At 63.3% G+C, this 22,731-nt stretch carries 13 protein-coding genes, 2 tRNA genes and 3 rRNA genes; 5 read left to right on the top strand and 13 right to left on the bottom strand.

Annotation, left to right across the window (positions count from 1 at the left end; translation table 11 throughout):
- Positions 1-14: 14 nt before the first annotated feature.
- Positions 15-2,318, bottom strand: coding sequence for a 5-methyltetrahydropteroyltriglutamate--homocysteine S-methyltransferase (gene metE / locus AK36_RS01340; RefSeq protein WP_045577679.1), 2,304 nt, complete (start codon positions 2,316-2,318; stop codon positions 15-17).
- Positions 2,319-2,427: 109 nt separating this feature from the next.
- Between metE and AK36_RS01335 the strand changes: the two genes are divergently transcribed.
- The 3 genes from AK36_RS01335 to AK36_RS01325 all read left to right on the top strand — a co-directional run bounded on the left by AK36_RS01335 (position 2,428) and on the right by AK36_RS01325 (position 6,131).
- Positions 2,428-3,336, top strand: a complete 909-nt coding sequence (locus AK36_RS01335) for a LysR family transcriptional regulator (RefSeq protein ID WP_034194758.1) — start codon at positions 2,428-2,430, stop codon at positions 3,334-3,336.
- 153 nt (positions 3,337-3,489) lie between these two features.
- Positions 3,490-5,082: an inorganic phosphate transporter gene (locus AK36_RS01330; RefSeq protein WP_014724061.1), complete on the top strand. Its 1,593-nt coding sequence runs from the start codon at positions 3,490-3,492 to the stop codon at positions 5,080-5,082.
- Positions 5,083-5,387: 305 nt separating this feature from the next.
- Positions 5,388-6,131: a 2OG-Fe(II) oxygenase gene (locus AK36_RS01325; RefSeq protein ID WP_045578384.1), complete on the top strand. Its 744-nt coding sequence runs from the start codon at positions 5,388-5,390 to the stop codon at positions 6,129-6,131.
- Between the two features lie 533 nt (positions 6,132-6,664).
- Here AK36_RS01325 and AK36_RS01320 read toward each other — a convergent pair.
- A complete protein-coding gene (locus tag AK36_RS01320) occupies positions 6,665-8,092 on the bottom strand; it encodes a DHA2 family efflux MFS transporter permease subunit (protein WP_045577678.1) in 1,428 nt (475 codons plus the stop codon).
- A 143-nt stretch (positions 8,093-8,235) separates the two neighbouring features.
- On the opposite strand from AK36_RS01320, the gene istA reads away from it, so the two are divergent.
- On the top strand, positions 8,236-9,264 hold the full coding sequence (gene istA / locus AK36_RS01315) for an IS21 family transposase (protein WP_041494180.1): 1,029 nt from the start codon (positions 8,236-8,238) through the stop codon (positions 9,262-9,264).
- A complete protein-coding gene (gene istB / locus AK36_RS01310; protein ID WP_011881749.1) occupies positions 9,261-10,034 on the top strand; it encodes an IS21-like element ISBcen13 family helper ATPase IstB in 774 nt (257 codons plus the stop codon). The genes istA and istB overlap by 4 nt, the downstream gene beginning before the upstream one ends.
- 746 nt (positions 10,035-10,780) lie before the next feature.
- Here the strand turns inward: istB and rrf are convergent.
- The 11 genes from rrf to phnT all read right to left on the bottom strand — a co-directional run bounded on the left by rrf (position 10,781) and on the right by phnT (position 22,718).
- Positions 10,781-10,893 (bottom strand): 5S ribosomal RNA (gene rrf, locus AK36_RS01305).
- Between the two features lie 155 nt (positions 10,894-11,048).
- Positions 11,049-13,930: ribosomal RNA gene (locus AK36_RS01300) — 23S ribosomal RNA — on the bottom strand.
- 275 nt (positions 13,931-14,205) lie between these two features.
- Positions 14,206-14,281: transfer RNA gene (locus tag AK36_RS01295), tRNA-Ala, on the bottom strand.
- 89 nt (positions 14,282-14,370) lie between these two features.
- Positions 14,371-14,447 (bottom strand) — tRNA-Ile (locus AK36_RS01290).
- Positions 14,448-14,511: 64 nt separating this feature from the next.
- Positions 14,512-16,044: ribosomal RNA gene (locus tag AK36_RS01285) — 16S ribosomal RNA — on the bottom strand.
- Together the 16S, 23S and 5S rRNA genes with 2 tRNA genes alongside form the textbook arrangement of a ribosomal RNA operon.
- A 508-nt stretch (positions 16,045-16,552) precedes the next feature.
- Complete coding sequence (locus tag AK36_RS01280) at positions 16,553-17,104, bottom strand: phosphonate degradation HD-domain oxygenase (protein ID WP_034193339.1); 552 nt, start codon at positions 17,102-17,104, stop codon at positions 16,553-16,555.
- 4 nt (positions 17,105-17,108) lie between these two features.
- The gene (phnY, locus tag AK36_RS01275; RefSeq protein ID WP_045577677.1) at positions 17,109-18,563 is read right to left on the bottom strand and encodes a phosphonoacetaldehyde dehydrogenase; all 1,455 of its coding nucleotides are present in this window, start codon (positions 18,561-18,563) and stop codon (positions 17,109-17,111) included.
- Entirely contained in the window at positions 18,560-19,870 is a 1,311-nt protein-coding gene (phnA, locus tag AK36_RS01270; RefSeq protein ID WP_045577676.1) for a phosphonoacetate hydrolase, read from the bottom strand. The genes phnY and phnA overlap by 4 nt, the downstream gene beginning before the upstream one ends.
- Positions 19,867-20,727 (bottom strand): 2-aminoethylphosphonate ABC transport system, membrane component PhnV, encoded by an 861-nt coding sequence (phnV, locus tag AK36_RS01265; RefSeq protein WP_045577675.1) that lies wholly within the window; start codon positions 20,725-20,727, stop codon positions 19,867-19,869. Before phnV ends, phnA begins: the two co-directional genes overlap by 4 nt.
- Complete coding sequence (gene phnU, locus AK36_RS01260; RefSeq protein WP_045577674.1) at positions 20,717-21,637, bottom strand: 2-aminoethylphosphonate ABC transporter permease subunit; 921 nt, start codon at positions 21,635-21,637, stop codon at positions 20,717-20,719. Before phnU ends, phnV begins: the two co-directional genes overlap by 11 nt.
- A complete protein-coding gene (gene phnT / locus AK36_RS01255; RefSeq protein WP_045577673.1) occupies positions 21,615-22,718 on the bottom strand; it encodes a 2-aminoethylphosphonate ABC transport system ATP-binding subunit PhnT in 1,104 nt (367 codons plus the stop codon). Before phnT ends, phnU begins: the two co-directional genes overlap by 23 nt.
- Positions 22,719-22,731 lie beyond the last annotated feature (13 nt).

Here is a 22,731-nt window from a genome sequence, read left to right as displayed (position 1 = left end):
ATCGGAACGCTTTATCAGAGCCCGTTGCGCAGCTCGCTGCGCAACGTCTTCGCCGCGGCGACCATGTTCGTCAGCGCCGGCAGCACTTCCGCCCAGCGGCGCGTCTTCAGCCCGCAGTCCGGGTTCACCCACAGCCGATGCGCCGGAATCCGCTCGGCGGCTTTCCTCATCAGGCCGACGATGTGCTCCTGCGTCGGGATGTTCGGCGAATGGATGTCGTACACGCCCGGCCCGATTTCATTCGGATACCGGAAGCCGTCGAACGCGTCGAGCAGCTCCATGTCCGAGCGCGACGTCTCGATCGTGATCACGTCCGCGTCCATTTCGGCGATCGACGCGATGATGTCGTTGAATTCCGAATAGCACATGTGCGTGTGGATCTGCGTGTCGTCGCGCACGCCGTTCGCGGCGATCCGGAACGCGTCGATCGCCCACTTCAGGTAGGCCGGCCATTGCGCACGACGCAGCGGCAGCCCCTCGCGCAGCGCGGCCTCGTCGATCTGGATTACGCGCACCCCGGCCCGCTCGAGATCGAGCACTTCGTCGCGGATCGCCAGCGCGAGCTGGTAGCACGACACCGAACGCGGCTGGTCGTCGCGCACGAACGACCAGTTCAGGATCGTCACCGGCCCGGTCAGCATGCCTTTCATCGGCTTGCTCGTCAGCGACTGCGCGTAGGCGATCCACTCGACCGTCATCGCGCTCGGTCGGCTGATGTCGCCGAACAGGATCGGCGGCTTCACGCAGCGCGATCCGTACGACTGCACCCAGCCGAACTGGCTGAACGCGTAGCCATCCAGCTGCTCGCCGAAATATTCGACCATGTCGTTGCGCTCGGCTTCGCCGTGCACCAGCACGTCGAGCTGCAGCGTTTCCTGTTCGCGCACGCTGCGTTCGATCTCCGCGTGCATCGCGTGGCGGTAGCCGGCTTCGTCGAGCTCGCCGGCCTTGAAGCGGCGGCGCGCGTCGCGGATCTCCGCAGTCTGCGGGAACGAGCCGATCGTCGTGGTCGGGAACAGCGGCAGCTTCAGGCGTGCCGACTGCGCGGCCGCGCGTTGCGGATAGGCGCTCGCACGGTTGCCGAGCCGCGCGTCGATGCGCGCGACGGCAGCCTTCACCGCCGGGTTGTGCACGCGCGGCGAGCGGCGCCGCGACTCGATCGCGGCCGCATTCTCAGCGAGGGCGTCGGCCACCGTGTCGCGCCCTTGGTTCAGCGCGGTCGCGAGCAGCTTCAGTTCGGCGAGCTTCTGCAGCGCGAACGCGAGCCACGAGCGGATCTCGGCGTCGAGCTTCTGCTCGCTCGCGAGATCGACCGGCACGTGCAGCAGCGAACACGACGGCGCCAGCCACAGTCGCTCGCCCAGCTGCCGCGCGAGCGGCTCGAGCCAGTCGAGCGCCGCGTTCAGGTCGGTCCGCCAGATGTTGCGGCCGTCGATCGCGCCGACCGACAGCACGCGTGTGGGCGGCAGCGCGCGCGCCAGCGCGTCGACTTCGTCGCGCGCATTGACGGCGTCGATGTGCAGTCCATCGACCGGCAGTGAAACGGCAAGCTCCAGATTGTCCTGAAGCGGGCCGAAGTACGTCGCGAGCAGCAGCTTGATACGACGTGTCTCGAGCGCCTCGTACGCCGTGCGCAACGCACGCCGCCAGTCGGCGTCGAGCTCGGTGACGAGGATCGGTTCGTCGATCTGCACCCATTCGACGCCCTGCGCGGTCAACGTATCGAGCAGCGCGCCGTACACCGGCAGCAGTTTCGGCAGCAGCGCGAGCCGGTCGGAATCGTCCTTCGCCTTGCCGAGCCACAGATACGTGACGGGGCCGAGTATCACCGGCTTTGCGCTTACGCGCTGCGCGTTCGCCTCGGCCAGTTGCTGCAGCAGTCGCGACGGGTCGAGCGAGAAGTTCGTGTCGGCGTGGAACTCCGGCACGATGTAGTGATAGTTGGTGTCGAACCACTTCGTCATCTCGCCGGCCGCCACGCCACCGCAGCAGCTCGCATGCTCGTGCGCCGAATGCGCGGAACGGCCGCGCGCCACGCGGAAATAGTTGTCGAGCGCGTCGCCGTGAAAGTCCTGCACGCGCTTCGGCAGATTGCCGAGCGTGAAGCTCATGTCGAGCACGTGGTCGTAGAACGCGAAATCGCCGAGCGGCGCGAGATCGAGGTCGTGCTGGTCGCTCCAGTGGCGCCGGCGCAGCGCGGCGCCGAGGGCCGTCAGCTCGTCGCGCGTGGCGTCGCCGTTCCAGTAGCGTTCGAGGCCGAATTTGAGTTCGCGCTGTGCGCCGATGCGCGGGAAACCGAGGTTGTGGGTCTTGACCATGAAGCCGCCGTCCAGAAGTAATAGAAGATTCAGCAGCCATCATAGGGATTTCGCCCCATGAAATAAAATGGCATTATTTCATTCATCCATTAACTTTGTTCATGTATTGATGCTCGAGCGATTCCATCTCGTCGTGATCCGCGAAGTCGAGCGCCAGGGCTCGCTGACTGCGGCTGCCAACGCGCTGCACCTCACGCAGTCGGCGCTCAGCCATACCGTGCGGAAAATCGAGCAGCAGCTCGGCACGCCGATCTGGGATCGGGAAGGACGCGGCCTGCGGCTCACGCAGGGCGGGCAATATCTGCTGAAGCTCGCGAACCGGCTGCTGCCGCAGTTCGAGCTCGCCGAGGAGCGGATGAAGCAGTACGCGAAGGGCGAGCGCGGCACGCTGCGCATCGGGATGGAATGCCATCCGTGCTACCAGTGGCTGCTGAAGGTGGTGTCGCCGTATCTGGCGCGCTGGCCGGACGTCGACGTCGACGTGAAGCAGCGCTTTCAGTTCGGCGGGATCGGCGCGCTGCTCGGCCATGACATCGACGTGCTCGTGACGCCCGACCCGCTGAACAAGCCGGGCCTGCGCTTCGATCCGGTGTTCGACTACGAGCAGGTGCTGGTGGTCGCCGACGCGCACCGGCTCGCGAACGCCGACTACGTCACGCCCGAGCAACTGGCCGACGAGGTGCTGATCACGTACCCGGTCGAGACCGACCGGCTCGACATCTACAACCAGTTCCTGACGCCGGCCGCCATCGTGCCGCGGCGCCACAAGTCGATCGAGACGACCGACATCATGCTGCAGATGGTCGCGAGCGGACGCGGCGTGGCCGCATTGCCGAAGTGGCTCGCCGACGAATACGCGGACCGCATGCCGGTCGTGCCGGTCAGGCTCGGCAAGCAAGGCATCGCGAAACAGATCTTTCTCGGCATCCGCGACGCCGACGCATCGATCGATTACCTGTCCGCATTTCTCGCGCTCGCACGCGACTCGGCGTCGGACGCGCCACGCATGCTGCGATAGGCGCGCGCGCAAGGCGCGAAGCGGCCCGGATGCATGAGCGTGCTCACTATATGGACGACGGCGTGAACAACGGCGTTTCGCGGTCCGTACTGTCATCAAACTGACGGACAGCCGAAGCTAGGATCGGACGCGGTTCCACTGCGAGATGCCGCCATGAATCAACCTGCTTCGCCCGCCGCACACCATCCCGGTTCCACCGAACGCGCCCGACGTGCCGGCTATGCCGTGTTCCTGCTGGTGCTGTCGGTCGGTGCCGTCTATATCGCCACCCATCTGATCGCCGATCTTGCGCCGGTGCGCGAAGGGTCGCTGTTTCCATACCTGATGCTCGGCGCCGCGCTGCTGATCGCGCTCGGCTTCGAGTTCGTCAATGGCTTCCACGACACCGCGAACGCGGTGGCGACCGTGATCTACACCCATTCGCTGACGCCGAACGTCGCGGTGATCTGGTCGGGCATGTGGAACTTCCTCGGCGTGATGGTATCGAGCGGCGCCGTCGCGTTCGGCATCCTGCAATTGCTGCCCGTCGAGCTGATCCTGCAGGTGGGCAGCGGCGCGGGCTTCGCGATGGTGTTCGCGCTGCTGATCGCCGCGATCGTGTGGAACCTGGCGACGTGGTATTTCGGGCTGCCGTCGTCGAGCTCGCATACGCTGATCGGGTCGATCATCGGGGTCGGGCTGATGAACCAGCTGATGCACGGCCCGAACGGCACGAGCGGCGTCGACTGGGGGCAGGCGCTCGGCGTCGGCAAGTCGCTGCTGTTCTCGCCGCTCGTCGGCTTTCTGTGCGCGGCGCTGCTGCTGCTCGTGCTGCGCGCCGTCGTGCGCGTGCCGGATCTGTATCAGGAGCCGCCGAAGGATCAGCCGCCGCCGTTCTGGATTCGCTGCCTGCTGATCCTGACCTGCACCGGCGTGTCGTTCGCGCACGGATCGAACGATGGACAGAAGGGCATGGGGCTCATCATGCTGATCCTGATCGGCACCGTACCCACTGCGTATGCGCTGAACAAGGCCGTCACGCCGGCCGAGTCGCAGACCTTCGTCGCCGTCGCGACGCACGCCGCGTCCACCTTCGCGAAATACTCGAACGGCGTCGCGCCGTCCGCGAATCCGCGCGCCGACGTCGAGCAGTTCGTGCAGCACCGCAAGCTCACGCCAGCCGTGCTGCCCGCGGTGCAGCAGCTGTCGACGTCGCTCGCGCGCGCCGTCGGCGCATCGGGATCGATGGCGGCCGTGCCGCAAAACGACGTCGACAACGTGCGCAACACGATGTACCTGGTGTCCGAGGCGATCCGGTTGATCGAGAAGTCCGGGCAGCCCGCGTTTGCCGCCGACGACAAGCTCGCGATCGACAACTACCGCAAGCAGCTCGATCACGCGACCAAGTTCATCCCGACCTGGGTGAAGGTGGCCGTCGCGATTGCGCTGGGTCTCGGCACGATGGTCGGGTGGAAGCGGATCGTCGTGACCGTCGGCGAAAAGATCGGCAAGCAGCATTTGACGTACGGCCAGGGCGCGTCGGCCGAACTCGTCGCGATGCTGACGATCGGCGCGGCCGATGCATACGGGCTGCCCGTATCGACGACGCATGTGCTGTCGTCGGGCGTCGCGGGCACGATGGCCGCGAATGGATCGGGACTGCAGTGGAGTACCGTGCGCAGCCTCGTGCTCGCGTGGATTCTCACGCTGCCGGCGTCGATCGTGCTGGCCGGCGGGCTGTACTGGTTGTTCCGCGCGCTGGCTTGAGCGGATAACGGCGAGCGGGCGGGCGGCGACGGCTCACGGCCGGGCGGTTGCCGCGGCGGGTTCGGCAGTGGGTTCATTCTTCTTTGTCGCTGCGCTCGGGCACGTCGCCGCAATCGGCGTGCCGTCGTCGCGCGGCTCGCCGTCGCTTCGCGAATTGAAGCGCAACATCCGGAGTGCAACGGCGCGCGCCGGTCGCTAGACTCGGTTCATCGACATGCATCGCGACGCCCCGCGTGTGCTGCATGCCTGCGAAGCACGCCGCGGGTACGCGCGATGCGACGTCGCAAACGAACCGGGGAATGTCCGTGAATATCGCCGATCTGCAACCTGCCGCCGACTTGCAGGACATCGCGGCGCGCGTCGACGCAATCGACTGGTCGACCGTCGAGGCCGTACTCGATCGCTACGGCTGCGCGCACGTGTCGAGCCTGCTGTCGCGCGGCGAATGCGATGCGCTGCGCGCGCTTTATCCGCACGATGCGCTCTATCGTTCGCGTGTCGTGATGGCACGTCACGGCTTCGGGCGCGGCGAGTACAAGTACTTCGCGTATCCGCTGCCCGCAGTCGTCGACGCGCTGCGCGCAACGATCTACCCGCATCTCGCGCCGATTGCCAATCGCTGGAATGACGCGCTGCGGATCGACGTGCGCTATCCGCTCGACCATGCGGCGTTTCTCGACCGCTGCCACGACGCCGGACAGACGCGACCCACGCCGTTGATCCTGCAATACGGCGCGGACGACTACAACTGTCTCCATCAGGATCTCTACGGCGAGCACGTTTTTCCGCTGCAGGTGGCGATTCTGCTGTCAGCGCCCGGGCGGGATTTCACCGGCGGCGAATTCGTGCTGACGGAGCAGCGGCCGCGTATGCAGTCGCGTGCGGAAGTGGTGCCGCTGATGCAAGGCGACGCGGTGGTCTTCGCGGTGCATGGCAGGCCCGTGCAGGGAACACGCGGCATCTACCGCGTGAACTTGCGCCACGGGGTGAGCAGGATTCGCAGCGGTCACCGCCATACGGTCGGCATCATCTTTCATGATGCGTTGTGAGGGTGTTGGTGGTGCGGATGAGGTGGAGATGGGACTCGGCACGTTGGGGGAGCGTGGGCGGGCGGTTGGCGGTTGGCGGTGGCCAATTGCCGATTACCGATTGGAAGTTGCCGGTCGCCGGTCGCCGGTCGCCGAGTGCCGAGTGCCGAGTGCCCGTTGCGGGTTGCGGGTTGCGGGTTGCGGGTTGCCGGTTGCCGGTTGCCGGTTGCCGGTTGCCGGTTGCGGGTTGCGGGTTGCCGGTTGCCGGTTGCCCGTTGCCGCTTGCCGCTTGCCGAGTGCCGAGTGCCCGTTGCGGGTTGCCGGTTGCCACTCGCCGGTTGCCTGTCGCCGGCAGCAGCCCGGACGGCGTGAAGTTATAAGCGGGCAACGCCACGCGATTTAGAGTTCGCGCGCCGTAAACTGCAACCGACGACTGGCTGCTCCATACGCGCGGTCCGCTGCTCATTGCTGGGGCGGCGTCTCGACTCAGTCCGCAGTGGCGACGAATCGCTGACCGCCGGCCTTCGCGCGACCGCCGCGATCAGAACGACGCTCTACCCGCGCGCCACATTTGCGCGAAGCCGATCGCCGGCATCGGCGGCGAGTCCCGCATAGCCGGGCAACGTCAGCAGAGCGAGCACGCCGGCCGCAATGAACGCCCAGCGAAAATCGTCGAGCACATAATGCACTCTGGCGGCGTCGCCACGCGCCAACGCCGCGACCCGCAGCGACAACGCGCCGAATGCGATGCCCATTCCGATCGTCATCTGCTGCGCGGCGCTCCACAGCGTGCTGGCCGCACTGGTTTGCCGCGCCGGAATATCCGCGTACGCGAGTGTCGCGAGCGTCGTGAACTGCATCGATCGCGTGAGCCCGTAGACGAACACGACCAACAAGGTGACGGCCAACGGCGTCGACGCTGTCAGCCAGCCGCACGCGATCGTGAACAGGCCGACGATCGTCACGTCGACGAGCGCGACGCGCCGGAAACCGAAGCGATCGAGTATCCACGACGTGCCTGCCTTCATCCCGAGATTGCCGATCGCGCTGGCGAGCAACAGCAGGCCGGACTGGAATGGCGACAGCCCGAAGCCGATCTGGAACAACAGCGGCAGCAGATACGGCACGGCGTTGATCGCTATCCGCGTGATCGAACCGGTGATGACGGTGACCGAGAACGTCGGCACCTTCAGCGTCGTGAAATCGAGCAGCGGATGCGCGCATCGTTGCGCATGCAACCATGCGGCAATGCCGAACAACACACTCGCGGCGAACAGGATACCTGCGCGCGTGAAATCGACGTCCTGCTGGCCCGCCGCTTCGGTGCCGATCAACAGACAAGTCAGCGCCGCGCCGGCCAGCACGAAGCCGACCCAGTCGAGCGGCCGCCGCTCATCGGCGCGCGTGTTGCGGACGATAAGCCAAGTGCAAACCAGCGCGGCTATGCCAAACGGAACGTTCAACAGGAAGATCCAGCGCCACGACGCGTAGGTGGTGATGAAGCCGCCGACCGGCGGCCCGACGACTGGCGCGACGATGCCCGGCCACGTGATCGTCGCGATCGCACGCATCAGTTTGGCTTTCTCCGTGCTGCGCACGACGATCATTCGCCCGACCGGCACCATCATTGCCCCACCGACACCCTGGAGCAGACGCGCGGCCGTGAACGTGAGCACGCCATCGGAGAGCCCGCACAGCACCGATGCGCCGGAAAAGACGAAGATCGCGGTGGCGAAGACGGTACGCGAACCATAGCGATCCGCGATCCAGCCGCTAATCGGGATGAACACGGCGAGCGCCAGCATGTAGGCCGTTATCCCGACACTCAGCGCATTCGGCCCGACGCCAAACGACTGTGCCATCTGCGGCAGCGCGGTGGCGATCACCGTCGTATCGAGGTACTCCATGAAAAACGTCGCGGCGACGAGATAAGGCAGGAAGTCGGTCGTCCGACGACATGAAGCGGCGGCGCGGTCGGTCATGAATCAATGTGCGGGAATGAGTTGTAGGAACACCGAGCAGTGGCAGGCAGATGTTGGGCGCAAAGTAATAATGAGCCACTTCGCGCGAAGTAAATCTAAGCCACCTTTCAGTACAGTCAGCCTTTTGCGCGCAAAGGCTGGCGATGCTCCAGAAGGAACAGTGGATGCAAATCCATGTGCTCAAAGCCCAAGGCGTATCGGAGCGCGAGATCGCGCGGCGCCTGGGCATTTCTCGCAACACGGTGGCGCGGTACCTGTCGGCTGAGGAAGTGCCGCGCTACAAGCCGCGTGAACCGCGGCCAACCAAGCTCGGAGCCTTCGAGGCGTACATCATCGAGCGCATGAGGGCCGCAGCACCGGAGATCATCGCAGCGCCGGCGCTGCTGCGCGAGTTGCGGGCGCGCGGCTACGAGGGCCAACTGCGAAGCCTGCAGGCTTTCATGAACACGCATAAGCCCATGCCGAAGCCCGATCCAGTCGTAAGGTTCGAGACCGAGCCCGGTCGGCAGATGCAGTGCGATTTCGTTGTCTTCCGACGAGGCACCGACCCGCTTTACGCCTTCACCGCCACGCTCGGCTTCAGTCGTTGGCGCTGGGCACACTTCACCACCGATGAACGCGCCGAGACGCTGGTTGCCTGTCATCATGCGCTGTTCGAAGCCTTGGGTGGCATTCCTCGCGAGATCCTTTACGACAACGCCAAGACCATCGTTGTCGAACGCGATGCTTATGGCGACGGCCAACATCGCTGGCACGCCGGCCTGCTCGATCTGGCCAAGCGGTACGGCTTCCTGCCCAGATTGTGCCAACCGTACCGCGCGCAGACCAAGGGCAAGGTCGAGCGATTCCACCGCTATCTGCGCGGCAATTTCTATGTGCCGCTGGCAAGCCAGCTTAAACAATCCGGCTTGATGCTCGATGCCGCGACTGCGAACGTCGAGGTGAGTAAATGGCTGCGCGACGTGGCCAACCAGCGCGTGCATCCGGTTACCGGGCAGGCACCCGCGATTCTGTTGGAGCAACGAGAACGGGCTTGCTTGCTCGATATGCCTGGCTACACATTGCCCCGATTGCCGGCTCGCGCCGTCGCTCGGCCGCGCGTTGATCCCGCGATGTCGATCCAGCACCCGTTGTCCGTCTACCAGCAATTACTGACCGAGGTGCGCGCATGAACTTGCAGCAGGAACGCATCGACGGGCACTGCCAAAGCCTGAAGCTCGAGGGACTCATGCACCGATACGTCGCTCTGGCCAGCGACGCGGCGGCCAAGCAATGGAGTTTCCTCGACTTCCTCGAGAACGCGCTCGCGCACGAACGAGAGACGAGGCAAGTTCGTTCGCGGCAAACACTGGTGCGCATGGCCGGGTTTCCCGCCATCAAGACACTGGATGACTACGACTACAGCTTCGCCGTCGGGGTCCCACGCGAGGCAATCGACGAGCTTGCCACGCTACGCTTCATCGAGCGAGGCGAGAACGCCGTGTTGCTTGGTCCGTCGGGCGTGGGCAAGACGCACCTCGCGATCGCCATCGGATATGCAGCGACGCAGGCCGGCATCAAGACGAAGTTCATCACGGCGGCGGATCTGATGTTACAGCTCGAGGCTGCACGCCGACAGGAGCGATACGACGCCGTTCTTCGGCACAACATTCTCGGCCCGAGGCTGCTCATCGTCGATGAGATCGGCTATCTACCGCTCTCGGGCGATCAGGCCAGTCACTTCTTCCAGATCGTCGCCAAGCGCTACGAGCGTGGCTCGATGATCCTGACCAGCAACCTGCCGTTTGCGCAGTGGGACGAAACCTTCGGCGGCAACACCACCCTCACTGCAGCGATGCTCGACCGCATCCTCCACCATGCCCACATCATCCAGATCAAAGGAGACAGCTACAGACTGAAACAGCAACGCAAAGCCGGGCACGTCCCGACATCGAAGAAGTAACGACTGGCTCAGTTTTACTTTGCGCGATCAGGCGCGAAGTGGCTCAGATTTCAAATGCGTTTGACACAGACGAATGCCGGCAGTCGGACGAACGGTGATATTACCGTGAATGGCGGGAAGCTCGCCGATGACATCTGGCGCTCGGGGACTTTATGCGCATAGATTTTTATTGGGATATACCGGCCGCTAGGTGAAGCCCCGCAAGACCGGCGAATCGCACTTACGTCGGCGACGTGATTGAGCATCTAGCGGCCATTTCCGCTCAACGCGCAGCATCGTCTTCTACGTCGACGCTATCACCCGTTATATCGCGACGCCGGGGACGCGCGGAATCCCGTACGCGGCATCGTCACCGCGACAACGGTCGTGCTTGCCGGTGATTTCGATGGCACGGCGTTCAGCGGCAGGTTCGCCTACACGCGGCTGTGGCGCCCAGTAGGAGATCGTTGGCGCGTGGCCGCCGGACATGCATCGCAGATATCGCCAGCTTGATGCATCGCGCGTTCCGGCGATGAGCAGTTCCGCGGCAGCATGACGATCAGGGGATATGGGCCGACTCGTCGTGAACCTGGTGAGCAGCGTGGCTTCTAGCGAGTCGGTCCTGGGCACATCACCGAGCTATCGCAAACCGGCCGGGTTCGTTCGATCCCGCCGACTCGAAAGCCGATGCACCTGGCCGAGTGCTCTTTCTGCCGCGCCAATGCAAAAACCCCCGCCTTTCGGGCGGGGGTTTCTGGCTTAGGGGAGCCTGACGATTACCTACTTTCACACGGGAATCCGCACTATCATCGGCGTAGAGTCGTTTCACGGTCCTGTTCGGGATGGGAAGGGGTGGGACCGACTCGCTATGGTCATCAGGCAAAGAGGGTTGTTCTGCTGGCGTGGCCAACAGAACCAATCTGGGAAGAAGCAGTAATCTTGAGTTGTGTGTATCACACACGAGAATCCAACATGTCGCTCCGGATCGCGGCCAGTGCTTTCGCACGGCGCCGATCTACAAGGCAGACTTGTTATAGGATCAAGCCTTACGGGCAATTAGTATCAGTTAGCTGAACGCATTACTGCGCTTACACACCTGACCTATCAACGTCCTGGTCTCGAACGACCCTTCAAGGGGATCTAGTCCCCAGGGATATCTCATCTTAAGGCGAGTTTCCCGCTTAGATGCTTTCAGCGGTTATCTCTTCCGAACATAGCTACCCGGCGATGCCACTGGCGTGACAACCGGTACACCAGAGGTTCGTCCACTCCGGTCCTCTCGTACTAGGAGCAGCCCCCTTCAAATATCCAACGCCCACGGCAGATAGGGACCAAACTGTCTCACGACGTTTTAAACCCAGCTCACGTACCTCTTTAAATGGCGAACAGCCATACCCTTGGGACCGGCTACAGCCCCAGGATGAGATGAGCCGACATCGAGGTGCCAAACACCGCCGTCGATATGAACTCTTGGGCGGTATCAGCCTGTTATCCCCAGAGTACCTTTTATCCGTTGAGCGATGGCCCTTCCATACAGAACCACCGGATCACTATGACCTGCTTTCGCACCTGCTCGACTTGTCGGTCTCGCAGTTAAGCACGCTTATGCCATTGCACTATCAGCACGATTTCCGACCGTACCTAGCGTACCTTCGTACTCCTCCGTTACGCTTTGGGAGGAGACCGCCCCAGTCAAACTGCCTACCATGCACTGTCCCCGACCCGGATCACGGGCCAAGGTTAGAACCTCAAACAAACCAGGGTGGTATTTCAAGGACGGCTCCACCGAAACTAGCGTTCCGGTTTCATAGCCTCCCACCTATCCTACACAGATCGGTTCAAAGTCCAATGCAAAGCTACAGTAAAGGTTCATGGGGTCTTTCCGTCTAGCCGCGGGTAGATTGCATCATCACAAACACTTCAACTTCGCTGAGTCTCGGGAGGAGACAGTGTGGCCATCGTTACGCCATTCGTGCAGGTCGGAACTTACCCGACAAGGAATTTCGCTACCTTAGGACCGTTATAGTTACGGCCGCCGTTTACCGGGACTTCAATCAAGAGCTTGCACCCCATCATTTAATCTTCCGGCACCGGGCAGGCGTCACACCCTATACGTCCACTTTCGTGTTTGCAGAGTGCTGTGTTTTTATTAAACAGTCGCAGCCACCAGTTTATTGCAACCCCTTCACCCTCCTGGCGCAGGCCAGTCAAGCTACAAGGGCGTACCTTATCCCGAAGTTACGGTACCAATTTGCCGAGTTCCTTCTCCCGAGTTCTCTCAAGCGCCTTAGAATACTCATCTCGCCCACCTGTGTCGGTTTGCGGTACGGTCATCGTTAGACTGAAGCTTAGAGGCTTTTCTTGGAACCACTTCCAATTGCTTCGCTCCCGAAGGAGCTCGCGCCACACCCTTGAATTGCGCACCCGGATTTGCCTAAGTGCCTTCTCCAATGCAGCGACCGGGACTTCCAACACCCGGACAACCTTCCGCGATCCGTCCCCCCATCGCATCTAACAATGGTGCAGGAATATTGACCTGCTTCCCATCAGCTACGCATTTCTGCCTCGCCTTAGGGGCCGACTCACCCTACGCCGATGAACGTTGCGTAGGAAACCTTGGGCTTACGGCGAGGGGGCCTTTCACCCCCTTTATCGCTACTCATGTCAGCATTCGCACTTCCGATACCTCCAGCACCCTTTACAAGGCACCTTCGCAGGCTTACGGAACGCTCTCCTACCATGCGTGCAAAGCACGCATCCGCAGCTTCGGTATATAGCTTAGCCCCGTTACATCTTCCGCGCAGGACGACTCGATCAGTGAGCTATTACGCTTTCTTTAAAGGGTGGCTGCTTCTAAGCCAACCTCCTGACTGTTTTAGCCTTCCCACTTCGTTTCCCACTTAGCTATATTTGGGGACCTTAGCTGGCGGTCTGGGTTGTTTCCCTCTTGACACCGGACGTTAGCACCCGATGTCTGTCTCCCGTGATTGCACTCTTCGGTATTCGGAGTTTGCTATGGCGGGGTAATCTGCAATAGACCCCCCAACCATGACAGTGCTCTACCCCCGAAGGTGAGACACGAGGCACTACCTAAATAGTTTTCGGAGAGAACCAGCTATTTCCAGGTTTGTTTAGCCTTTCACCCCTATCCACAGCTCATCCCCTAACTTTTCAACGTTAGTGGGTTCGGACCTCCAGTACGTGTTACCGCACCTTCATCCTGGCCATGGATAGATCACCTGGTTTCGGGTCTACGCCCAGCAACTGAACGCCCTATTCGGACTCGCTTTCGCTACGCCTGCCCTATACGGTTAAGCTTGCTACTGAACGTAAGTCGCTGACCCATTATACAAAAGGTACGCCGTCACCCCTTACGAGGCTCCGACTGTTTGTATGCATGCGGTTTCAGGATCTATTTCACTCCCCTCCCGGGGTTCTTTTCGCCTTTCCCTCACGGTACTGGTTCACTATCGGTCGATCACGAGTATTTAGCCTTGGAGGATGGTCCCCCCATCTTCAGACAGGATTTCACGTGTCCCGCCCTACTTGTCGCACACCTAGTTCTTTCATACTGTTTTCGCCTACAGGGCTATCACCTGCTATGGCCGCACTTTCCAGAGCGTTCGGCTAACAATACAAATAAAGAGTGCAAGGCTCATCCCATTTCGCTCGCCACTACTTTGGGAATCTCGGTTGATTTCTTTTCCTGCGGTTACTTAGATGTTTCAGTTCACCGCGTTCGCTTCTCTGGACCTATGTATTCAGTCCAGGATGACCCAAAAGGGCCGGGTTTCCCCATTCGGACATCTACGGATCAAAGCTCGTTTGCCAGCTCCCCGTAGCTTTTCGCAGGCTACCGCGTCCTTCATCGCCTGTGATCGCCAAGGCATCCACCACATGCACTTGTTCGCTTGACCCTATAACGAGTCTGTCTCGTTACAGGTTGAGTTCTCGCGTTGTGCCGTATTCCAATTGAGCCGAACAATGAAGTTCGAATCATCTTGAGATACATCGATACAATCACAACCCGGATAGTTTTCACGTCCATCTCAAGACGCTTCCGCTATCCAAATTACTTACTTCTTCCAGATTGTTAAAGAACGACAGCCGATATGGTGTTACTCATATCACTCTGACTGGCTCAATCGCCAATGACAAAAGCTCGACGCGTCGAACGCTTGTCATTGAGGATTGGTGGAGGCAGACGGGATCGAACCGACGACCCCCTGCTTGCAAAGCAGGTGCTCTCCCAGCTGAGCTATGCCCCCATGAGTACAGATGCCTCAGGTATTTCAGCCGGTCGGCTTGGGGTACTCGTAAGCGCTAAAGCGCTAACGATCACCGACACGTCAGACAATGGTGGGTCTGGTTGGATTCGAACCAACGACCCCCGCCTTATCAAGACGGTGCTCTAACCGACTGAGCTACAGACCCCTGAGTCTGTCTTTAAATTTACAGCCGATAAGCGTGAGCGCTCAATTTTGCGAGATAGCTCTGGAAAGGAGGTGATCCAGCCGCACCTTCCGATACGGCTACCTTGTTACGACTTCACCCCAGTCATGAATCCTACCGTGGTGACCGTCCTCCTTGCGGTTAGACTAGCCACTTCTGGTAAAACCCACTCCCATGGTGTGACGGGCGGTGTGTACAAGACCCGGGAACGTATTCACCGCGGCATGCTGATCCGCGATTACTAGCGATTCCAGCTTCATGCACTCGAGTTGCAGAGTGCAATCCGGACTACGATCGGTTTTCTGGGATTAGCTCCCCCTCGCGGGTTGGCAACCCTCTGTTCCGACCATTGTATGACGTGTGAAGCCCTACCCATAAGGGCCATGAGGACTTGACGTCATCCCCACCTTCCTCCGGTTTGTCACCGGCAGTCTCCTTAGAGTGCTCTTGCGTAGCAACTAAGGACAAGGGTTGCGCTCGTTGCGGGACTTAACCCAACATCTCACGACACGAGCTGACGACAGCCATGCAGCACCTGTGCGCCGGTTCTCTTTCGAGCACTCCCGAATCTCTTCAGGATTCCGACCATGTCAAGGGTAGGTAAGGTTTTTCGCGTTGCATCGAATTAATCCACATCATCCACCGCTTGTGCGGGTCCCCGTCAATTCCTTTGAGTTTTAATCTTGCGACCGTACTCCCCAGGCGGTCAACTTCACGCGTTAGCTACGTTACTAAGGAAATGAATCCCCAACAACTAGTTGACATCGTTTAGGGCGTGGACTACCAGGGTATCTAATCCTGTTTGCTCCCCACGCTTTCGTGCATGAGCGTCAGTATTGGCCCAGGGGGCTGCCTTCGCCATCGGTATTCCTCCACATCTCTACGCATTTCACTGCTACACGTGGAATTCTACCCCCCTCTGCCATACTCTAGCCTGCCAGTCACCAATGCAGTTCCCAGGTTGAGCCCGGGGATTTCACATCGGTCTTAGCAAACCGCCTGCGCACGCTTTACGCCCAGTAATTCCGATTAACGCTTGCACCCTACGTATTACCGCGGCTGCTGGCACGTAGTTAGCCGGTGCTTATTCTTCCGGTACCGTCATCCCCCGACTGTATTAGAGCCAAGGATTTCTTTCCGGACAAAAGTGCTTTACAACCCGAAGGCCTTCTTCACACACGCGGCATTGCTGGATCAGGCTTTCGCCCATTGTCCAAAATTCCCCACTGCTGCCTCCCGTAGGAGTCTGGGCCGTGTCTCAGTCCCAGTGTGGCTGGTCGTCCTCTCAGACCAGCTACTGATCGTCGCCTTGGTAGGCCTTTACCCCACCAACTAGCTAATCAGCCATCGGCCAACCCTATAGCGCGAGGCCCGAAGGTCCCCCGCTTTCATCCCTAGATCGTATGCGGTATTAATCCGGCTTTCGCCGGGCTATCCCCCACTACAGGACATGTTCCGATGTATTACTCACCCGTTCGCCACTCGCCACCAGGTGCAAGCACCCGTGCTGCCGTTCGACTTGCATGTGTAAGGCATGCCGCCAGCGTTCAATCTGAGCCAGGATCAAACTCTTCAGTTTAAACCTGTTACTGTTTTCGGTTCCGTTAAGAACCGGTCGCTCACTCAAAGCTGACAGGTATATGAATCTCTTCATAAACCTGACTTACTTTAGTGTGAGACTCTTGATACTTTCGCTTTCTGATCCGAAGATCAGCCCGCTTCCATCAAGCGCCCACACTTATCGGCTGTTAATTTTTAAAGAGCATTTCTGCGAGGAACTTCGTGTTTCTCAGCAGCGCTGCGTTTTCAGCAGCAGAGAAGCGAGATTATGAACCGTCTTTCTTCACTCGTCAACAACTTTTTGAACTGCTTCGTTGTGACGGTGAGGGGTTCAGCTTCGTGTGCGTTCGGGTCACTACAACCACCCCAACCGCACCGCTTCCCTTCTTCTCCCGCGCCGCGTTTCCGGTAGCGCGAAAGAGGCGTGATTCTATGCAGCTCACGGCAATCGCGCAAGGGGTTTCGTGAAATATATAAAGCCCCGCACGCTGCCGCGTGCGGGGCTTTATATACAAACAGTCGAGCAGTCAGCCCGTCCGCGCCTGGCGGGCCACGATTTCCATATAGTGATCAAGGCCCGGCGTGACCTTGCCCTGCTCCTTGGCCCTGTCGTCCCAGCGGCGCAGGCGCAGCGCATCCGCGGCGAACGGGCGCCGCAGGAATGCCGCCGCCTCGTCGTCATCGAAGATTCCGCCCTGCAGCGCGAGGCTGCGCACCGAATCCGCCGACAGGCCGTCGACGTAGCCCGCTTCCGTACGGCACAGGCAGCGCTTTGCGTCGACGTGCAGCCGGATCGGCTCCAGCACCGCGTCGCCGAACAGCGGCCGCAGGAACGGCAGCACGTAATACTGGTGCAGATCGTCGATGCCGCGTGCGCTCGGCGTGTCGCCCTGGCGGTTCAGCAGATGCCCGAGGTCGTGGAGGAACGCCGCCGCGATCAGCGCGTCGTCCGCGCCGGCTTCCTCCGCCAGCAAGCCGCACTGCAGCGCATGCTCCAGCTGCGTCACCGGTTCGCCGCTGTACGCGACATGACCGTGCGCGCGATACAGCCCGTCGATCTCGTCCACGGTCAGTGCCATCCGCCTACTCCCACGGCAGCGAGAACGTCTTCAGGTTCGTGAAGCTCTTCATCGCCTCCTGAACGCCTTCCTTGTAGCCGAGCCCCGAATCCTTGATGCCGCCGAACGGCGACAGCTCGATCCGGTAGCCGGGCACCTCCCACACGTTCACTGTGCCCACCTTCAGTTCGTTCACGAACCGCACGACCGCCGCCGTGCTGTCCGTACACACGCCCGACGACAACCCGAACGCCGTGCCGTTGCTGATGCGGATCGCGTCGTCGATCGTGTCGAACGCGATCACCGGCGACACGGGACCGAACGTCTCCTCACGCACGATCGTCATCGACGGATCGACGTCGTCGAGCACGGTCGGTGCATACAGCGCACCGCGCCGAACGTTGCCCGTCAACAGCCGCGCGCCGTGCGCGACGGCTTCTTCGACACGCGCCTCGAACAGGCGCGCCGCCGCGGCGTCGATCACCGTTCCCATCTCGTTCGCGACGTCGAACGGATCGCCGTACTTCCACGCGCGCGTCTTTTCGACGAGCAGCTCGGTGAACGCCGGCGCGATCGAGCGCTGCACCAGGATCCGCTTGACCGCCGTGCAGCGCTGCCCGGAGTTACGGTACGAACCCACCACGGCCAGCGATGCGGCGCGCTCGAGATCCGCATCGTCGAGCACGATCAGCGGATCGTTGCCGCCCAGCTCCAGCACGATGCGCCGGTAGCCGGCCCGGGCCGCGATCGCCTTGCCGATCGACACGCCGCCCGTGAACGTGATCAGCGCTGCGTGCGGATGCGTGACGAGCTCATCGGCGATTTCGCGCGGGTCGCCGGTCAGCACCTGCAGCATCGGCTCCGGCAAGCCGGCTTCGTAAAGCAGATCGGCCAGATAGAACGCCGACAGCGGCACCTTCTCCGACGGCTTCACGATCACGCGGTTGTTGGTGGCGATCGCCGGCGCGATCTTGTGCGCGACCTGGTTCATCGGGTGATTGAACGGCGTGATCGCGACGATCACGCCGTCGAGCGGCTGCCGCTGCGAGAACACGCGACGCGCCTTGCCGTGCGGCGTCAGATCGCACGAGAAGCTCTGCGCGTCGTCGCGCAGCGCCTCGACGGACGCGAACTTCAGCACGTCGGCGACGCGGCCGATCTCGTAGCGGGAGTCCTGCTTCGACAACCCGGACTCGAGCGTGATGAGGTCGGACGCCTCCTCGCAGCGCGTGCGCAGCAGCGCCGCCGTACGCTCGAGGATCTGCGAGCGCTCGTAGCGCGTGAGCGCGGGCCGGTACGCGATCGCGTAGTCGAACGCGGCGCGCACGTCGTCGACGCTCGCCAGCGGCGCGGTCCCGACGCGCGCGCCGGTGTACGGATCGTCGATGTCGAACACGCGGGCGCGCGAGGCACGCGTGCCGCACCAGCGCAGCGCCTCGGCGCGGAACGCCGGATGATCCTGGCGCGGATGAACGATCATGACGCGATCCGGTTCAGCACGAAATCGAAGACGTCGAAGTTGCGCGGACGGCGCGCCGGGTCGCGCGGCTCGATCCGGCGGTTGAAGATCAGCGGCACTTCCTGCTCGGACACGCCGCCATGCGAGCGCAGCGGCACGGTCAGGCCGGACAGGTCGTGCTCGCGCTCGCGCGTGCCGACGGCCGTGTCGCGGCGCGCGACCACCACGAGATCGCCGATCCGGTCGGCCGGCAGCTCGAAGCGCGCAGCGGCTTCCGCGTTGTCGAGCACGAGCTCGATGCCGTCGAGGTCGCCGATGCGCCACATCGCGTCGGTCCGGTCGACACCCGGCGCGAGGTAGACCGTCGCGAACGAGCCAAGCGCGCCGTGATGCACGACGTATGGGTCGGTGATCGGCAGAATCACGCGCGCGGACTGCGCGCCGAACCAGCGGTCGAACGCGTCCTGCAGATAGACCACGTTCGGACGGCCGGTGGCCGGATCGTGCTTCGCGTTCATCCCGTGGTCGGCCGTGAGCCCGATCGCCCAGCCGAGCGCGTCGAGTTGCGCGAGATAGCGGTCCATCATCGCGTAGAACGCGTTCGCGCCCGCGCTGCCGGGCTCGCACTTGTGCTGCACGTAGTCGGTGGTCGACAGGTACATCAGATCGATCTGCCGCGTCTGCGCCAGCCGCACGCCGGCCGCGAACACGAATTCGGACAGCGCCGCGCTGTATACGTCGGGCGACGGCAGGCCGACCCAGTCGAGCACGTCGACGATGCCGTTTTCCGCGAGATTGGCCTGGGCGGCCTTCTCGGCGGAAAAGCAGATGCCGTTCATCCGCCAGCCGAGCAGCCGGCGCAGCTTGTCCTTCGCGGTGACCACGGCCACGCGCGCGCCGGCGTCGGACGCCGCCGCGAGCAGCGTGCCGGCGCGCAGGTAGGACGGATCGTTCATCATCACTTCGGCGCCGCGGCCGCCGTCGGCGGTCGCGTCCCAGAAGTAGTTGCCGCAGATGCCGTGCATCGACGGCGGCACGCCGCAAACGATCGACAGGTTGTTCGGGTTCGTGAAGGTCGGCACGACGCTGTCGGCGCGCCACGCGGTGCCCTCCGCGATCATGCGGCCGAGGAACGGCGCGACGCCGGCCGCCACCGCGCGCTCGAGATAGTCGTACTCGCAGCCGTCGACGCAGACGACGACCGTCGGCTCGACCGGCAGCCGATAGCGCCGGCCGTTCACGTCGACGCAGCGCGCCGCGAGATCGGCCGACAGGTTGCCGGCACGCACGTGCTCACCGGGCAATCGCAAGGAGAATGCGGCGTTCATGATGCAGCCCTCGTGCCGCGCGGCACGCGCGCGGCGATCAGCAGCAGCGCCGCGAGCGACGCGCCGAGCATCAGCAGCGACAGCGCCGATGCGGGAAGGTAATAACCGCGCTCGACCTGGCCGATCACGACGATCGGCACGGTCGCGAAACCGGGCGGATAGACGGTCAGCGTCGCGCCGAGCTCGCCGAGCGACAGCGCGAAGCCGAGCGCGAGACTCGCGCGCAGCGCCGGCACGAGCTGCGGCAGCAGCACGCGGCGCAGCACCATCGCGGGCGGCGCGCCGAGGCTCGCCGCGGCTTCGCGCAGCACGGTCAACTCGGGGCGCAGCGCGGCGGCCGCGCAGCGATAGCAGAACGGCAGAATCAGCGCGAGCTGCACCAGCACGACGATCGCGGCGGAGCTCGACAGGTCGAGCGGCTTCTGGTGATACGCGATCAGCACCGCGAGCCCGAGCACGACGCTCGGCACGCCGTTCGGCACCATCACGAGCGCATCGACCGCGGCGCCGATGCCGCGTCGGTCGCGCCCTTCGAGCGCGAGCGCGAGCCATAGGCCGACGATCGTGCCGAGTGCGGCCACGCCGAAGCCGATTTCGAGGCTCGTCAGCAACGCGTCGTATTCCGGCGCGCCGAGCCGTTCGAACCAGCGCAGGCTGTAGCCGGCCGGCAGGATCGTGCCCGACCACCGCGTCGCCACGCTCGACAGCGCGACGACGACGACCGGCAGCACGAACAGCCAGAAGCACGCGAACGCGGCCAGCGCGAGCGCCGCGCGCGATGCATGCTTGAGCAGCGTGTCGCTCCAGTCGGTCCGGCGGCGCGGCACCGCTTGCCCGATACGGAATTCAGCGGACATCGTTTCCTCCCGTCGCACGCCGGTTCACCCGGCGATAAACCGCATAGAGCGCGAGCGACAGCGCGAGCATCACGACCGCGCCGGCCGACGCGGTCGGCAAATCGAGATCGACGGTCGCGCTGCTGTAGATGGCGACCGGCAGCGTCACCAGGCGCGCGCTGCCGAGCACGAGCAGAATCCCGAACTCGTTCAGCGTGAGCAGGAAGCACAGCACGGTGCCGGCCGCGATGCCCGGCCATGCGATCGGCAGCACGACCCGGCGCGCGAGCATCGCGCCGGACGCGCCGAGGCTGCGCGCGGCTTCGACGAGCCGCAGGTCGAGCGTCGCAAACGACGCGAGCGTCGGCCGCACGACGAACGGCGTGTAGAACACGGTCTGCGCGAGGATCACGCCGCCGATGCCGAACAGAAAATCGAGCGGCGGTTGCTCGAGATGGAACAGCTGCTGCAACGCGACGCCGATCGAGCCTTGCGAGCCGTACAGGAAGATCAGCGTGAACGCGACGAGGAACGACGGGAACGCGACGTACAGTTCGAGGAAGCGCGTGACGAGCGACGCGCCCGGGAACGGCCTGAAGAACAACAGCGCGGCCAGCAGTACGCCGAGCACCGACGCGGTGCCGGCGCTCGCGAACAGCACGCCGACAGTCGTCAGCAGCACGTTGCGCATCTCGGGATTGCCGAAGAACGCGCGATACGCGGCAAGGCTCGGCCCCTGATCGCCGGAGACGCTCAGCAGCACGAGGCGCGCCAGCGGATAGACGACGAGCGGGCCGAGCACGACGGTCGCGAGCGCGACGAGATGCAGGTCGCCCAGGCGCTTGCGGCGCCGCGCAACGGCCGCATGCGCGGCGGCCGACGCGCGCACCTGCGGCGGCAGCGCGGCTTCAGGGCTCGATAAGGACGACATCGTCTGCCTCGCAATGCAGGGACACGCGGGCGCCGCGCAGCGGGGCCGCGCCGCGGCCGCGCTGCATCGTCACGCGCACGGGTTCGTCGGGCGCCGCGTCGAGCACGACCGCGATCGACAGCTCCGCGCCCTGCCATTCGACCGACGACACCGTGCCGTGCAATCCGCCCGCCGCGAGCGGCATCACGGTCAGCCGCTCGGGGCGCACGCATGCGACCTTGTCGCGCACGTCGTGGCGCGGGTCGCCGAGCGGGAAGATCACGTGCGGCGGCAACAGGTTGGCCGGCCCGAGATAGCGCGCGACATAGCCGTCGCGCGGCGCGTCGTACAACTGCTGCGGCGTGCCGAGCTGCGCGATCCGGCCGTCGCGCAGCAGCAGCGCACGGTCGGACAGCACGAGCGCGTCGTCGCGGTCGTGCGTCACGCAGACGACCGTCAGGTTCGGCAAGCGCTCGTGCAGCGCCTTGAGCTCGCTGCGCACCGAGGCCCGCAGGTTCGCGTCGAGCGCCGACAGCGGCTCGTCGAGCAGCAGCACGTCGGGCTCGATCACGAGCGCGCGGGCGAGCGCGACGCGCTGCTGCATCCCGCCCGACAGCTGCGCGGGCAGGTGATGCCCGGCGTCGCCGAGCTGCACGAGCTTGAGCGCGTCGGCGACGCGGCGCGTCACCTCCGACGACGCCATGCGGCGCGCGCGCAGCCCGAATGCGACGTTCTCGAACACCGACAGGTGCGGGAACAGTGCGTAATTCTGGAACAACAGACCGAGATTGCGCTTGTGCGGCGGCGCATGGGTCAGGTCGCGCCCGGCGACGCTCAGCGTGCCGGTCAGCCCGTCGGCCTTCACGAACCCGGCGATGAAGCGCAGCAGCGTGGTCTTGCCGCAGCCGCTCTTGCCCAGCACGGTCAGGAATTCTCCGGCGCCGATCGACAGCGACAGATCTTCCAGCACCGTGCGCGCGCCGTAGCGCACGCTCAGATGCTCGATCAGCACGCCGCCCGGCGCGCCGGCGCGCAGCGTCGCACGCGGCTCGGCGGCGCCGAACGCGCCGGGATGGGTCAGGGTGGTGTCCACCGGGTTCATCCTCTCGGTCACG

The organism is Burkholderia vietnamiensis LMG 10929, assembly GCF_000959445.1.
Classification (GTDB): domain Bacteria; phylum Pseudomonadota; class Gammaproteobacteria; order Burkholderiales; family Burkholderiaceae; genus Burkholderia; species Burkholderia vietnamiensis.
This window is presented reverse-complemented; position numbering and strand designations above follow the sequence as displayed.

Excerpts from the sequence above, each read along its gene's own strand:
- metE (WP_045577679.1), bottom strand. The coding sequence starts at position 2,318 with ATGGTCAAGACCCACAACCTCGGTTTCCCGCGCATCGGCGCACAGCGC.
- AK36_RS01335 (WP_034194758.1), top strand. The coding sequence starts at position 2,428 with ATGCTCGAGCGATTCCATCTCGTCGTGATCCGCGAAGTCGAGCGCCAG.
- AK36_RS01330 (WP_014724061.1), top strand. The coding sequence starts at position 3,490 with ATGAATCAACCTGCTTCGCCCGCCGCACACCATCCCGGTTCCACCGAA.
- AK36_RS01320 (WP_045577678.1), bottom strand. The coding sequence starts at position 8,092 with ATGACCGACCGCGCCGCCGCTTCATGTCGTCGGACGACCGACTTCCTG.
- istA (WP_041494180.1), top strand. The coding sequence starts at position 8,236 with ATGCTCCAGAAGGAACAGTGGATGCAAATCCATGTGCTCAAAGCCCAA.
- istB (WP_011881749.1), top strand. The coding sequence starts at position 9,261 with ATGAACTTGCAGCAGGAACGCATCGACGGGCACTGCCAAAGCCTGAAG.
- AK36_RS01280 (WP_034193339.1), bottom strand. The coding sequence starts at position 17,104 with ATGGCACTGACCGTGGACGAGATCGACGGGCTGTATCGCGCGCACGGT.
- phnY (WP_045577677.1), bottom strand. The coding sequence starts at position 18,563 with ATGATCGTTCATCCGCGCCAGGATCATCCGGCGTTCCGCGCCGAGGCG.
- phnA (WP_045577676.1), bottom strand. The coding sequence starts at position 19,870 with ATGAACGCCGCATTCTCCTTGCGATTGCCCGGTGAGCACGTGCGTGCC.
- phnV (WP_045577675.1), bottom strand. The coding sequence starts at position 20,727 with ATGTCCGCTGAATTCCGTATCGGGCAAGCGGTGCCGCGCCGCCGGACC.
- phnU (WP_045577674.1), bottom strand. The coding sequence starts at position 21,637 with ATGTCGTCCTTATCGAGCCCTGAAGCCGCGCTGCCGCCGCAGGTGCGC.
- phnT (WP_045577673.1), bottom strand. The coding sequence starts at position 22,718 with ATGAACCCGGTGGACACCACCCTGACCCATCCCGGCGCGTTCGGCGCC.